Annotated in this window: 15 protein-coding genes; 6 read left to right on the top strand and 9 right to left on the bottom strand. The window is 60.8% G+C overall.

From position 1 onward, the window contains the following. Nucleotides 1-5 precede the first annotated feature (5 nt). The 5 genes from ACN9MZ_RS12920 to ACN9MZ_RS12900 all read right to left on the bottom strand — a co-directional run bounded on the left by ACN9MZ_RS12920 (nt 6) and on the right by ACN9MZ_RS12900 (nt 3,827). Nucleotides 6-155 carry a formate dehydrogenase gene (locus ACN9MZ_RS12920; protein WP_426342507.1) on the bottom strand — a complete coding sequence of 50 codons (150 nt, stop codon included), beginning with the start codon at nt 153-155 and terminating at the stop codon, nt 6-8. Nucleotides 156-271: 116 nt separating this feature from the next. Further along, nucleotides 272-832: a TorD/DmsD family molecular chaperone gene (locus tag ACN9MZ_RS12915; protein WP_426342506.1), complete on the bottom strand. Its 561-nt coding sequence runs from the start codon at nt 830-832 to the stop codon at nt 272-274. Beyond that, nucleotides 829-2,934, bottom strand: a complete 2,106-nt coding sequence (locus ACN9MZ_RS12910; RefSeq protein ID WP_426342505.1) for a 4Fe-4S binding protein — start codon at nt 2,932-2,934, stop codon at nt 829-831. The genes ACN9MZ_RS12915 and ACN9MZ_RS12910 overlap by 4 nt, the downstream gene beginning before the upstream one ends. After that, complete coding sequence (locus ACN9MZ_RS12905; protein WP_426342504.1) at nt 2,909-3,325, bottom strand: DUF3306 domain-containing protein; 417 nt, start codon at nt 3,323-3,325, stop codon at nt 2,909-2,911. Before ACN9MZ_RS12905 ends, ACN9MZ_RS12910 begins: the two co-directional genes overlap by 26 nt. Then, on the bottom strand, nt 3,315-3,827 hold the full coding sequence (locus ACN9MZ_RS12900) for a DUF3305 domain-containing protein (RefSeq protein WP_426342503.1): 513 nt from the start codon (nt 3,825-3,827) through the stop codon (nt 3,315-3,317). Before ACN9MZ_RS12900 ends, ACN9MZ_RS12905 begins: the two co-directional genes overlap by 11 nt. A gap of 83 nt (nt 3,828-3,910) precedes the next feature. On the opposite strand from ACN9MZ_RS12900, the gene ACN9MZ_RS12895 reads away from it, so the two are divergent. Then, the gene (locus ACN9MZ_RS12895; RefSeq protein WP_426342502.1) at nt 3,911-4,978 is read left to right on the top strand and encodes a type II asparaginase; all 1,068 of its coding nucleotides are present in this window, start codon (nt 3,911-3,913) and stop codon (nt 4,976-4,978) included. Between the two features lie 76 nt (nt 4,979-5,054). Here ACN9MZ_RS12895 and ACN9MZ_RS12890 read toward each other — a convergent pair whose 3' ends face one another. Further along, nucleotides 5,055-5,945 carry a LysR family transcriptional regulator ArgP gene (locus tag ACN9MZ_RS12890; RefSeq protein ID WP_426342501.1) on the bottom strand — a complete coding sequence of 297 codons (891 nt, stop codon included), beginning with the start codon at nt 5,943-5,945 and terminating at the stop codon, nt 5,055-5,057. Nucleotides 5,946-6,050: 105 nt separating this feature from the next. Between ACN9MZ_RS12890 and ACN9MZ_RS12885 the strand changes: the two genes are divergently transcribed. From ACN9MZ_RS12885 to ACN9MZ_RS12875, 3 genes are read left to right on the top strand one after another with little or no spacing between them, the layout of a single operon-like run. Continuing rightward, nucleotides 6,051-6,653 carry a LysE/ArgO family amino acid transporter gene (locus tag ACN9MZ_RS12885; protein ID WP_426342500.1) on the top strand — a complete coding sequence of 201 codons (603 nt, stop codon included), beginning with the start codon at nt 6,051-6,053 and terminating at the stop codon, nt 6,651-6,653. A gap of 8 nt (nt 6,654-6,661) precedes the next feature. Beyond that, nucleotides 6,662-8,677 carry a spermidine synthase gene (locus ACN9MZ_RS12880; protein ID WP_426342499.1) on the top strand — a complete coding sequence of 672 codons (2,016 nt, stop codon included), beginning with the start codon at nt 6,662-6,664 and terminating at the stop codon, nt 8,675-8,677. A 34-nt stretch (nt 8,678-8,711) separates the two neighbouring features. Beyond that, complete coding sequence (locus tag ACN9MZ_RS12875) at nt 8,712-9,182, top strand: Dps family protein (RefSeq protein WP_426342498.1); 471 nt, start codon at nt 8,712-8,714, stop codon at nt 9,180-9,182. A gap of 3 nt (nt 9,183-9,185) precedes the next feature. On the opposite strand, the gene ACN9MZ_RS12870 is transcribed toward ACN9MZ_RS12875, so the two are convergent. Together ACN9MZ_RS12870 and ACN9MZ_RS12865 are read right to left on the bottom strand one after the other, a co-directional pair. Beyond that, complete coding sequence (locus ACN9MZ_RS12870; RefSeq protein ID WP_426342497.1) at nt 9,186-9,818, bottom strand: NAD-dependent dehydratase; 633 nt, start codon at nt 9,816-9,818, stop codon at nt 9,186-9,188. A 12-nt stretch (nt 9,819-9,830) separates the two neighbouring features. Continuing rightward, nucleotides 9,831-10,007 (bottom strand): hypothetical protein, encoded by a 177-nt coding sequence (locus ACN9MZ_RS12865; protein ID WP_426342496.1) that lies wholly within the window; start codon nt 10,005-10,007, stop codon nt 9,831-9,833. A 116-nt stretch (nt 10,008-10,123) separates the two neighbouring features. Between ACN9MZ_RS12865 and ACN9MZ_RS12860 the strand changes: the two genes are divergently transcribed. Both ACN9MZ_RS12860 and ACN9MZ_RS12855 read left to right on the top strand, forming a co-directional pair. Beyond that, nucleotides 10,124-10,819 carry an SOS response-associated peptidase gene (locus ACN9MZ_RS12860; RefSeq protein ID WP_426342495.1) on the top strand — a complete coding sequence of 232 codons (696 nt, stop codon included), beginning with the start codon at nt 10,124-10,126 and terminating at the stop codon, nt 10,817-10,819. A gap of 143 nt (nt 10,820-10,962) precedes the next feature. Next, nucleotides 10,963-11,844, top strand: a complete 882-nt coding sequence (locus ACN9MZ_RS12855) for a DUF7305 domain-containing protein (protein WP_426342494.1) — start codon at nt 10,963-10,965, stop codon at nt 11,842-11,844. A gap of 69 nt (nt 11,845-11,913) precedes the next feature. Here the strand turns inward: ACN9MZ_RS12855 and ACN9MZ_RS12850 are convergent, their stop codons facing one another. Next, nucleotides 11,914-13,485 carry a HEAT repeat domain-containing protein gene (locus tag ACN9MZ_RS12850; protein ID WP_426342493.1) on the bottom strand — a complete coding sequence of 524 codons (1,572 nt, stop codon included), beginning with the start codon at nt 13,483-13,485 and terminating at the stop codon, nt 11,914-11,916. Nucleotides 13,486-13,496: the final 11 nt, after the last annotated feature.

Below are 13,496 nucleotides of genomic sequence, written 5' to 3'. Positions count from 1 at the left end.
TCCACTCAAATCTTGGTGGTGCGGTAGTACTTCTGGATATGTTCTGTGAGGCGGTAGCCGGAGCCGGGAGGCGGCTCCGGTTCCGCGGGCGGCGTCGCAGCGGGTGGGCTGCTGGCCATTTTCGCGGCGATGCCGGTAGCGGCCAGTGCTGCCATACCGGTGAAAAAAGACCGTCTTCCAGAGTTGGATTGCGTTGACATCATGGTCTCCCATAACCAACAACAGTTAGTCTTTTAACACTAGCACAAATGATTTAACAATGCATTAATGCTTAGTCCATATCGAATGCCTGGGTTTCCACTGCCACGAAGCTGCGCGCGAGGGCGGCGACCGCGCGATAGTAACGTGCCCCGGGATGCGCATCGATTGCATCAAAAAGCTGGTGCGCCCAGGGTTGGATATGGCGCGCAAAAAATTCCTTCTGTGTTGCAATGCTGCCATGCAGCAAGCGCATGGCGTCGCACAGGGCCGCGATGTGGTCTTCGCTTTCGGACAGATGCTCGGAGCGCTCCAGGCCCAGTCGCGCAAGGTCTTCACGCAGCGCGGCCAGCGGCTTCTCCATCAGGAAACCCGACAGGTAGTAGGAGCCGTAGAGCATGACCTCAGGTTTGCCGACACCGATGAAGAGCGACTCATATTCTTCACGTGCGCGCTCGGCATCCGTCGTGCTGCTGGCCGTTTGCAGGCCGCGCCAGGCGTCGGCCAGCACGCCGTCGCCTTCGATGGCTGCGCCTTCGATCAGGTCCAGCACCGCCTGAGATGGCGGGCCGTAGAACAGCATGGATAACACACCGTACAGTTCGGAACGCGCATATTCTTCGTCTTCGGTCATTGGCGTTTCACCTCAAGGATGGAAACTTCTTTTTCCGGCTGCATCATGTCGATCACGCGGCAGTCGGGGCACATGCGCAGGCGATCGGGATTGCCGCTGAAGGCTCCGTGGCCCGCGAGCTTACTGACCATATTCTCCACCATTTGCAAGGTAGCGAACGGCTTTTGACACCTGATGCAGTGGTAGGGCTGAGCCTCGTTGATCACGCGCGCCTGCTTCGCTGTTGCGCCCAGCGCGAGGCGCGGCTGCAGGCTTAACGCCTGCTCCGGGCAGGTCCGCACACACAAGCCGCATTGCACGCAGTTCGACTCGGTGAAACGCAATTGCGGCAATGATGGATTGTCGGATAGCGCAGACTCCGGACAGGCGCCGACGCAAGCCATGCAGAGCGTGCATTTGCCGGTATCGATTTCAATCGCCCCGAACGGTGCGCCTTGTGGGAGGGCAATGCAATCTTGCGGAGTTGGCGCGTGCCTTGCCAGGTGCGTGATCGAGAAGTCCAGAGTCTCCCGCTTGGACGCCGCAACGTGGAAAGCGGCTGCCGGAAGCATTGCCCCCTGTCCCGCCGCACCGCCAGCGGTGGCCGCGAAGCGTTGCAGTTCGCGATCAAGTTCAGCGGCGTGGCACGCGCGCAGCAGGTGAAGCTGGATGGCGCTGTAGCCCAGGCCATCGAGGATCGCCTGCGCATACGTCATTTGTTCCGCGATCGCATCCAGGTATTGCGGCGCCTCGCAGCCAGTGGCCAACACGACCACGTCAACCGCGCCATAAGCAACCGCAGCAAGCCACACGTCGATGCCTACCGACGCCACGTGATGAACAGGCAAAGACAGCACGCGCCCCGGCACGCCGCGCGCCGCGCCAGCAGCCGCGAGCTGCCCCAGCTCCTGGACGAGCGCGCTGCCCTCCTCGTCGCCATGCACGAGCAGCACGGGCCGCGCGCCGCCGGCGCGCGCATAAGTAGCCAGCATGGCCCGAATCCGTTCGCCGAAGTCAGGAGCGCGCGGCCAGGCGTACGTCAGGGCGCCGGAGGGGCACACGGTGGTGCATGCCCCGCAGCCGGCGCATAACTGCGGCGACACCTTGATGTAATCGCCCGCGCTGGCTATTGCCTCCGCAGAGCAGATATCAATACAGGCATTGCAGCCCGGCTGCCTGCTGCGGCTATGCGCACAAATGCTCTCCTTATACTCGAAGAAGCGCGGCTTGCTGAACGTGCCGACCAGCTCGAGCATTTGCATCGCAGCGAGAGCAGCTGCCGCTTCGTCGGCACCCGGCGCGAAATAACCTTGCGGCAGATGGTGCATGCGCAGCAGCGGCGTATCTCCCAAATCGAACACCAGGTCGAACTCACCGCCGCGATCCCTGTCGGCGCGATCGAAGTCGATAGCGGCAACCGCACCGCACGCTGCGACGCACTCACGATGCGAACGACAAGCGTCCAGGTCAACCTGATATGCCAGGCTGATGGCGCCTTCCGGGCATGCTTTGACGCAGGCATTGCAGCGCGTGCACAACTCCAGGTCGATCGGGTTGGACTGCTGCCAGCTGATCTTGAAGGCGCCAAGCCAGCCTTGCACGCGAGGCACGCTGCCGCTGAAGGTGGGCCAGGAGTGGCCTGCGATCGCCGCATCGTCGCCATCTGTGAGCAGGACGCACACCTGAAGCTGGCGCTCCAGCTTGCGCGCCCATGCCAGCACACGGCGCGCCGGACCAAGCAGCAGGACGCGGCCTTCGGACTGGTATTCGACCTCGGGCACCGGTTCGGGATCCGGCAGGCGGGCAGCAGCCAGCAAGGCCGCCATCTTGGGCGTGCTGTGGCGCGCCTCGTCGCTCCAGCCGCCGGTCTCGCGTATGTTCACGAAACGCAGCGGCGCCACGCTGGACTTCATTTCGGCCAGCTCGCGGAACAGCGGCTCCTCCTGCGTGCAGCCTATGACGATGCGCTCGTTGCCCTCCAGCGTTTGCAAGTAGTCGTTGACTTCCCGACGGCAAAGCTGGCTGGCCACCGGCAGCGTCCCTTCGCCCAAAGCAGTGCCGATGGCAGCACCGTCCAGCGGCATGGTGTTGTTGCAGTTACAGATCCTCGTCTTTTGGCTCATCGTCTTCTTCCGCCGCGAATTCGCGCGCAATCAGGTTCTTGGCGTGGTTGAGGGCTGCCACCATCAAGGGCGTCAGTGGTTCGAATTTGTTGTAGTCGTCAATGTAGGTATCCAGGCCGTCCATCACATTGAAACGAGGGTCGGCAAAGAGTTTTTTCAGTGCTGCCCGGCGCACCGCTTCGTCGACGCCGCGCGCGATAAATGGCGTGAAGTCGGACTCTGGGGTCAGGCTATCCACCTGCTCAAGCGTTGGAGCCGATGCCGACGCGGCGGGCGCCTCGGCGGGCAGCGCCTCGGCGCTTGGCGCAATGGCCTCCGCTTCGCGCACCGTTTGCTCCTCGGCTTCGGTCTTGACGCGCGACCATCGTGCGAAGAAGGTTTCAGCGGCCACGGCTTGCCTCCCCCTCCTCGCGCGCCATTTGCTGAACGGCGGCGCCGCCTTCGAACGACGGTCTGCGCCGCTTGCCTTTCGGCTCCGGACGGTAATACTCCGCCACGAACGCGCCAAGGCGCTCCACCATCGAAGGCGGCAACGGCAGCGTATCGACCTGCTCGCCCCCATCCATCAGGCGCGCAGCCTCGTTATACGACAAGGTCACGCACTGCGGCACGCCGACCTCGCCTTCCAGCCGCCACATGATGAACCAGCACGGCGAGCCGGAATCCAGGTTAAGGAAGTAGCCTTCCGCTTCGTCGGAATAAAGGCGCATCGACATGCCCGGATAAAGCCACAGCGTCTCGGAAGGATCGTCGCGCAGGCAGCGCGCAGCGCCCCCGGGCAAGGGAGACAACACCACCTCAGCGGGCAACCACTGGAATGGCTGCCAAGTGCTCTTCAATGGTTTGCGCTGCATGACGACAGCGAGACTCAGTTCGTCTGTTTCCACTGGCATTGTCCTTGCTTAGGAAGTACAGCCATACTGCACCAAATCGAGTAACATGCGCAACAATCTTAAAACCAAGGACAGGAGAACTTATGCAACGTAACACAGCCAAGCAATTCATTTTTGCCCTGTTTGCCTTCTTGATTGCATTCAGCGTTCACGCGGAGAAGCTGCCAAACGTCACGATTCTTGCCACAGGCGGCACCATTGCCGGCTCCGGCGCCACTTCCACCACAACGGTCGGCTACACTGCCGCGACTGTCGGCGTCCAACAATTGATAAACGCGGTACCGGAACTGTCCAAGATTGCAAACGTGACCGGCGAACAAGTGTTCCAGATTGCTTCCGAAAGCATGACCAACGAGCACTGGCTGACCCTGGGCAAACGCGTCAACACGCTGCTGGCGCAACCGAACGTGGATGGCATCGTCATCACCCACGGCACCGATACCATGGAAGAGACTGCCTACTTCCTGAACCTGGTGGTCAAGTCGCGCAAGCCGGTTGTGCTGGTTGGCGCCATGCGCCCAGGTACCGCGTTGTCGGCAGACGGCCCGATCAATCTGTACAACGCGGTATTGATTGCCGGTAGCCATGATGCAATTGGCAAAGGCGTCATGGTGGCCCTGGGCGATCAAATCCATGCCGCGCGCGAAGTAACGAAGACTAATACCTCCACCCCGGACTCTTTCAAGACTCCGGAATTGGGCATGCTCGGTTATGTGCAAGGTCCAAAGGCATTCTTCTATCGCACCTCGACTCGCAAAAATACCGTCGACACCGAATTTGATATTTCGAACTTGAGCGTCCTGCCGCAAGTCGATATCGTGTACGGCTATGCAAACATGAATGCCGTTGCGCTGAATGCCTTTATCGCTGCTGGGGCCAAAGGCATTGTCCATGCAGGCGTTGGCGATGGCAGCCTGGCCGCCAAGGTAAAACCGGAACTGATTGCAGCGCGCAAGAACGGCACTGTTATTGTTCGCGCCAGCCGCGTTGGCAATGGCATCCTGGCCCGTAATGGCGAAGCAAATGACGACGAACTGGACTTCGTGGTTTCCGATACCCTGAGCCCGCAAAAGGCCCGTATCCTGCTGATGCTGGGTATGACCAAAACCAGCAATACCAAAGAACTGCAGCGCATGTTCTATACGTATTAATCGATAGCCCGCCGAGCGCGGGCTTTTCTATGCGCACAACGCGCCAGCAATTGGCGCGTTCGCTCCAACTTTGAGTTTAACGATCCAGCGCCCGCCCAGCAGCGGCAAGCACCTGTTCAGTGAGCATCTCCAGCTTCGGCGACTGGATGCGCCATGAATGCCAATAAAGCTGGATGTCCAGATATTTGCCTGGCACCAAATCCACCAACGCACCCGATTCCAGAAGCTCTTTATATTGCTGGCGCGGCAGCATGCCATATCCCATTCCCAGCCGGATCGATTCGACAAAGGGATCGCTGGAGGGCACGTAATGGATCGGATAAGCACCCAGCGGCAGTCCCAATTCGCGCTCGATGAATATCGCCTGCAGCGAGTCTTTACGGTCGAAAAACATGACGGGCGCCTTGCGCGCTGCTTCACGGGTAAATCCATCCGGAAACCAGCGCTTCAGGAATTCCGGTTGCGCCAATAATCGATAACGCATGAAGCCCAAATGCTGCGAGCGGCAACCACGCATTGGTTCCGGCTCGCTGGAAACGCCTGCCAGCACCAAGCCCTTTTCGAAAAGCGAATAAGTGTGATCCTGGTCGTCCAGGATTATCTCCAGCAGGATGTTTTCGCGATTCAGGAAGGCGCTCAATTCCGGCAGAAACCAGGTGCCAAGCGTGTCGTTATTCACCGCAACCGGAATGCGCGGCGGCATGGCCTCATCGGCTTTTAATTCGGCCAGGAATTCCTGCTCCATCAACCGGCTGCGGCGCAGGTATTGCACCAGGCGCTGCCCGGCGCTGGTCAAACGGATCGGGCGGCTGCGGATCAGCAGCGGAGCGCCCACCGCCGACTCCAGCCCGCTGACCCGCTGCGACACCGCCGACGGCGTCAAATGCAGGGCCGCCGCAGCCTGCTCGAAGCTGCCGGCATCGATCACCGCCAGCAAAGCCTCGCCCTGTCGCCCGTCCGGAATCATCGCACCACTCCTTTAGCCAAATTAATGAATACTGAAACATCTTAATTCAGCTTCATTCACATGGCTAGCGGCGGCAAAATTCCGGCTCCACAACAGGAGTTAAAAATGCAGAGTTATGTGAACGGTTTGGGGCTCGGGGCGAGCCTGATCATGGCAATTGGCGCCCAGAATGCGCACGTGCTGCGGATGGGCATCAAGGGCCAGCATGTGGCGTTGACGGTGGCCGCTTGCATCGTGATTGACGTGATACTGATCGCGCTGGGGGTCGCTGGCGCCGGGGCGATGATCCAGGATTCGCCATTCTTGCTGGCGGCCGCGCGCTGGGGCGGCGCTGCCTTCCTGCTGTGGTATGGCCTGCGCAGCTGGCGTTCGATGTTGAGGCCGAAAGCGCTGGCTGTCGATGCCAGCGTACCGGCACCGGGCGCCCGGCAGGCGCTGGCCAGCGTCGTCGCGCTTTCGCTGCTGAACCCGCACGTCTATCTCGATACGGTCGTGCTGCTGGGTTCCGTCGGCGGCAGCTACCCGGACGGCCAGCGCATGGGCTTCTCGGCCGGTGCCATGACTGCTTCCCTGCTGTGGTTCACGGCACTGGGCTGGGGCGCCACACGCCTGGCCGGCGTGTTCGGCCGTCCACTGGCCTGGAAGTGCATTGAAGGACTGACAGGTGCGGTCATGCTCGCCATCGCCGCGGGGCTCGTCATGCGTTAATATTTTGCATGCTCATCCTCTACGCCGGAACGATTGTCCTCAGCGCTTTCCTGCTGTTCCAGGTGCAGCCCATTATCGGCAAAATGGCCCTGCCATGGTTCGGCGGATCCGCGTCCGCGTGGACGATTTGCATGCTGTTCTTCCAGTTCACGCTGCTGCTGGGCTACCTTTATTCGCACCTCACCAGCCGCTACCTGCCGCCGCGCCGGCAAGCCTGGCTGCATGCAGGGTTGCTGCTGGCCGCAGCGCTCACGCTTCCCATCATGCCGAGCGATAGCTGGAAGCCGTCGAGCGGCACCGACCCGGCTTTCCTCCTGCTTGGCCTGCTGGCAGCGACAATCGGCCTGCCATATTTCCTGCTTTCGACCACGGGGCCATTGGTCCAGCACTGGTTCGCCCAGGAACGCCCGGGCAGCGTGCCTTACCGGCTGTTTGCCCTGTCCAACTTCGCTTCGCTGCTTGGCTTGCTGAGCTACCCATTGCTGTTCGAGCCACGCTTTACCGTCAAGGAAATGTCCACTTTCTGGTCGGCGGGCTTTGGCTTGTTTGCCCTGTTTTGCGCCGCCCTCGCCTTGCGTGGGCGCGGCCGCAGCGCAGTGCCCCATACCCTGCGCGAAGATGCGATAGCGGGCAAGCCGACCTTGCGCGACAGCCTGTTGTGGTGCGGCCTGGCCGCCGTGCCTACGGTGGTCTTGATGGCAGCCACCAGCCACCTGACTGCCAACATCGCCCCGGTGCCGATGCTTTGGGTACTGCCGCTGGTGATCTATCTCCTGACGTTCATCCTCTGCTTTGAAAGCGCGCGCTGGTACAGGCGCTGGCTGTTCCTGCCCTTGATGGCACTACTGACACCGCTACTGATTGCCTGCACCACGTTCCCCAGCCTGATGCCACGCGGGATTGTATGGCCTACCCTGCTCTTCAGCGCCAGCATCTTCACCTTCTGCATGGCATGCCACGGCGAGCTGGCGCGCCTCAAGCCGCAGCCCTCGCAGTTAACCGGCTACTACCTGGTGATCGCAACAGGCGGTGCAATCGGCGGCATCTTCACCGGCCTGCTCGCGCCGCGCATATTCAACGATGACTACGAACTGACCCTTTCCTGCATTGCCGCCGTTTGCATTGTCGGTGCCGCATGCCACCACCGCCCCGCTGAGCCGATGAAGCGCGGCGCGCGCGTCAAGGCGGCAGTGTTTTTCACCACCCTGGTCGGCGTCTTGTGGGGAGCAAATGCGATGTGGCCGGCGATACCGACCATCAAAGCCCGCAATTTCTATGGGACGGTCAAGATCAAGGATACGGAACCCGGTCCGGGCCAGGTCCGCCAGCTCACTCACGGCAGCATCGTGCATGGGCGCCAGTTTCTCGAAGCTCAGAAGCGGCGCTGGCCAACAAGCTATTACGGCAACAACAGCGGCGCAGGCATTGCTATCGCAGCCAGCCGTAACGACGCCGCCCAACACGTGGGCGTGATCGGCCTTGGCGCCGGCACCATGGCCGCTTATTGCCGGCCTGGCGATGTATACCGCTTTTACGAAATCAATCCCCTGGTGCTCGCCTTCGCCGAGAGCTATTTCAGCTTCCTGCGCGACTGCCCCGCCAGGAAAGACATCGCCCTCGGCGATGCGCGCCTGGTGCTGGACGCCGAAGCGCCGCAGCAGTTCGATGTGCTGGCAGTAGATGCTTTTTCGGGCGACTCGGTGCCGGTACACCTGTTGACCACGGAAGCCTTCAATATCTACTTCCGCCACCTGAAGCGGGACGGAGTGCTGGCCATTCATATCTCGAATCGCTACCTGGATATGGCGCCCGTGGTGAGGCGTGCCGCGGATACCTTCCACCGCACGGCCTTCCTGTCACAGAACAAATCCGATCCCGTGCGCGGCACGACCGCCGCCACCTGGGTGCTGATAGGCCAGCGCGACAAGCTTTTGCCATACGCCGGCCTGCACGAACTGCCGCCCGCCCCGGATGTGCGGCCTTGGACGGACGATTACAGCAGCCTGCTTGAAATCATGAAATAATCGTCAGGCAAATACTGACCGAAAGGAATACGCAATGAAGATTGATATTGGCCTCTCCGACGACAGCCGCGCACGCATTGCCGATGGCCTGTCCCGCCTCTTGGCCGACAGCTACTCGCTCTACCTGATGACCCACAACTTCCACTGGAACGTCAAGGGTCCGATGTTCAATTCCCTGCACCAGATGTTCATGACGCAGTACACCGAACAGTGGACCGCGCTGGACCTGATCGCAGAACGCATCCGCGCGCTGGGCTATCCAGCGCCGGGCACCTACGCCGAATTCGGCAAGCTAAGCACCGTCAAGGAAGTGGCTGGCGTGCCGAAGGCAATGGACATGGTGCGCCACCTGGTCACCGCCCAGGAAGCAACCGCCCGCACCGCCCGTTCGCTGCTGCCATTGGTCGATGAAGCCAACGACCAGCCGACCGCCGACTTGCTGACCCAGCGCCTGGATGTGCATGAAAAGACTGCATGGATGCTGCGCAGCCTGCTGGAAGAATGAGTCTCAGGCCATCCTGTCCGAAGTAATGATGTGCTCACCCGGTTGCGGGTGCATTGCCGCGTCGAACATGGCGCGGGCAATGTTCCCGGCCGGGTTGATGCGCAATGCGCGCGGCAGCACCGGCCCAAGCGCCGACAGGATCGGCACCAGGATTTTTTCGCCGAGGCGGAATTCTTCCCGCGCACCACCGATGAAACCTGGTCGAGCAATCACCAGCGTTTCAAAGCCAAGCGAGCGCACGCCATGCTCTACCTCACCCTTCACGCGGTTATAGAAAACGTTCGATCCCGCATCCGCGCCCAGCGCTGAATTCAGCACGAACGTTGGCGTGCCATGCTGGCGCGCCAGGCGCGCGACGGCCATGGGATAACCATAGTCCACCTGGCGGAAGGCTTCCTGCGAGCCTGCGGTTTTGATGGTCGTGCCCAGGGTGCAAATCACGGCATCGGCCTGCCACCAGGGCTCCAGAGCCGGTAGCCGGTCGAAGTCTACGATCGGCACCACCAGCTTTGCATGGGGTTCCAGCCGGCGGCGTGTCGGCGCGACGACTTGCACCACCTCCGGCGAGGCCAGCGCGAGCTTCAATACTTCACGGCCGACAAGGCCGGTAGATCCCACCAGGAGCAGTTTTTTCATGCAGGGATCTTATCAGTCCGCATTCCGGATTGCATTAGCCCGCCGCCGCAGCTCCCTTTCCGTGGCAAACGGACGGTCCTCCTCGAGGCACGGCTCGCCCTTCAGTTCATCGCGAAATGTCCAATGCAGATGACTCGCGCGCACCACCAGCCCCCGCAGGCGCTTGACTTCCCACAGCACGGCGAGCATGTCGTCGTTCTGGTTTCGCAGCCAGATCTCGCGGAGCTGTGCAGCCGTCAGCGGTTTTCGTGTGACTGTATGCATATACAGTAGTTTAGCAAGCCCAATCGGGTTAGCATAGCCCCATGTGTACCAATTACCGCCCCACTTCACGCGACCTGCTGCGGGAAATGATGGACATCGACCTGTCCAACCTGGCCGGCATGGAATGGCCCGACGAAACCTGGAAGGACTACGACGCCCCCATCGTCCGCCTTGGCCTCGACGGCCAGCCGGAGTGCGTGGTTGCCTCGTTCGGTTTCGTGCCGCGCCGGCATGCTCCTGCTGCGATGCCATCGCTGACCACCATGAATGCCCGCAGCGAAACCATCGGCCAATTGCGCTCCTATAGCAAATACTGGCGCGCAAGCCAGCTTTGCCTGGTGCCGATGACTGGCTTTTACGAGCCGAATTATGAGTCGGGCAAAGCGGTGCGCTGGCAGATCAGCATGGCGGATAAGAGTCCCTTCGCGGTAGCAGGCATGTGGCGCAGCTGGGAAGAAGGCGATGGCAGCATCAGCCACTCGTTCACGCAACTGACCATCAATGCGGACGAACACCCCCTGCTGAAGCGCTTCCACAAGCCGGACGACGAAAAGCGCACCCTGGTCGTGGTGCCGCCAGAGGCGTACCGCGACTGGCTGTCCTGCCGCAATCCCGAATTTGCCCGCACCTTCCTCTCCCCCTATCCGCACGAATTGATGCAGGCCTGGGAAGACCCGCGTCCGCCTGCCAGGAAACTGCCAATATTAGAAAAACAGCAATCTTTGTTGGATTTTTAATGTCGAGAAACTTTACACCTGAGGTCTGCCCAGATGGCCCGGCTTGGGGCCATTTCTTTACAAATCAATGATTTATAAATGCATGGCCTAAAACTTGCTTTTGATTATTATTAATTACCGTCCGCAAATTTTAGATGCCGATTATGAAAGTCAAGACACTCGCAGCCGCAGCCATCCTTGCCACCCCGCTTTTCGCCAACGCCACGCCATTTACCCTTTTTGCTGGCGGCAACGTCGATCTGGAACAAGGCACGCAGGTGGCCGGTGACATTGGCGCCAAAGGCAACGTCAACGCCAAATACGGGTCGCAGGTCGCGGGCAATGTCACGGCTGGCCGCAATGTCACCCTCGAGCAGAATTCCCGGATCAAGGGCAATGCCACTGCAGGAAACAGGGTGGATGTGAAATACCTGGCCGAGGTCACCGGCAAGGTTGCCGGCAAAACAAATTCGCCATCGTTGAGTACCTTGCCAGCAGCCACTGAGTTCACCGCTAATGGCGCGTCATATGGCATCAAATCTGGCAAGACAGGCGACCTGGTCCACGGCGAATATGGCAAGGTCAATCTTGAGTATGATTCCACGCTGAAGCTGACCGCTGGCTCTTATTATTTCGACTCGCTGACAGTAGGCTCCGAAAGCAAATTCATCTTTGACCTGTCCGGCGGCGAAATCAAGCTGTTCATCAAGGGCAATGTGAACATCGGCTCGGGATTCGACTTCGAAATGCTGAACGGCAGCGCCAACGACATCTACACCGAAACCCGGGGCAACTGGACGCAGGGCATGTCGGGTGAATGGTTCGGTACCCTGTTCGCTTCCGGCGCCGGCAGCAATATGCACTTCAACCAGGGCAACAAGCTTGGCGGCATTTTCATGGCGGGCAAGAACATCCAACTGGACCTGAATACCACCGTGAACGCCATGCCGGAGGAAAACAAGAAGGTTCCAGTTCCAGGCACGCTGCCCTTGCTGGCGCTTGGCCTGGCCTCCCTGGCGCTCTTCCGCCGCCGTCGCGCGGACTGATACAAGCACGGCAAACTGATAAAAGGCCTGACCAGCTCGCCCGTTCTACCCACGCTGCCCGGTTGGCGTTCAATGCGCCATCGGCACGAAATTCTTGTCCAGGCTACTCCTGCACAGCAAAGTGGCCTGCTTCTTAGCCAGCGCCCGTTGCACAAAGGGCCTGGCGAGGTCCCCCAATCTTTCAAGGCTGGCTTCCATTGCCTCGGTAATCTGCATTTCGTCGTCTAACGGCGAGCCGCCCCACGTTGCGATCAGGCTTCCGGGTTCGCCAAGGGCCAGGCGGTGCTCCGCACAAATGAAGTCCACCATGCGCTCAGCGGCAAACCTGCTATCGCTGCCTCCGGCTATGACGCTGGCAGCAAGCTGTGGCTTCATGCGCCAGTCGACATTCCAGTGCCGCGGCGGCTGGGCGCCACCAACCCACACGACATTTGATGGATTTGCCTCTTCCCGCGACATCTGCTTCGGTTTGTCCTGCAGGTAGCGCTCGAAGATCGCGTCCACCAGTGACGTGCTGTAGCGATGGCCAGCAGATATCGGCTGGGCTGCCAACAAACTCAAGGCGAAGACACGGAGCCCCTCGTCTTCGCCGAGAATCGCAGGCGACAGGGCAACTTCTGCCGACTGCATCCCTGTAGCGGTGAAAGGCCAGCCGGCATTAACCATGACCGAGTACATGCGCGCGCGGGCATTCTCTGTGCCGGCCTGCGCAGCGTGCTTCAGGATCGGCTGCAATACCCTGGCACCGAATTTGCCCAATGCCCGTGCCGCGGATTCCGTCCTTGCTTTCGCCAGGTCACGGCGGCTGATCCACGGCTCTCGCGGCTGCTGCGGCGGCTCTTCCATGGCATTCGCCTCGGCATCCGCTGCAGTCAGCAGGATATCGATCAGTACCTCCGTCACCGCCGGGCTGTCGACATTCGACAAAGCGGCCATTGCATGCGGCGAAGTTTCGCTCTCCTGTTGGGCCATCTCGACCAACCTGGCCACCGCTTCTTGCGGCACTGAGGATTGGCGGGCAAGCGCGAGCGCAGCCTCCTTGCGCACGCCGGTCGACGGATCGCTTAAAGCTGCAAGCAGCGTGGTGCCATGGCTTCCCGAACGTGGCGCCAGCCGTCCAAGCAGGACCACCGCGGCCTCGCGCACGGAAGCATCGTCGTCGCGCGTTGCGGCAGCAGCCTGTCGCGCCAGTTGCTCAACTTGCGACGTCGTCAAGTAAGGAGCGTAGTCCTGCCACGCTTTGTCTGCCTGCCGCTCCAGCAGGTCAGCCACCTGTATCATCAGCCGCAAACTAGCCGCTCGCACCTGTGGAAACGGGTCATCCACGCGATTCGCAACGGCCAGCATCATCGGCACGTGCACCTCCGGCTCGAATACGGCATATCCCTCATGGAGCCCCCTGGCCAGTGCGTCCAGCACACCGGCACGCCAAGGCGAGACCGGTGCTGCCTGCCCAGGCTCAACGGCCCCGTAGCTGCGTATATTGTTGGCAATACGCTCCGCCAGCGCCGCCGCATGATATTTCTCCAGCTTTCCCGGCCGCGCAAACGGTGCGCCGATGAGCCTTTCTGTCACGCCGCCCGCGGCAGCAAGGATCGCTTCTTTCTCGCTAACAGTGCGGGCGCCGTTATTATTCGCCATTAAAAGGCTGT

Source organism: Pseudoduganella sp. S-14 (genome assembly GCF_049913285.1).
In the GTDB taxonomy this organism is placed as follows: domain Bacteria; phylum Pseudomonadota; class Gammaproteobacteria; order Burkholderiales; family Burkholderiaceae_D; genus Rugamonas.
This window is presented reverse-complemented; position numbering and strand designations above follow the sequence as displayed.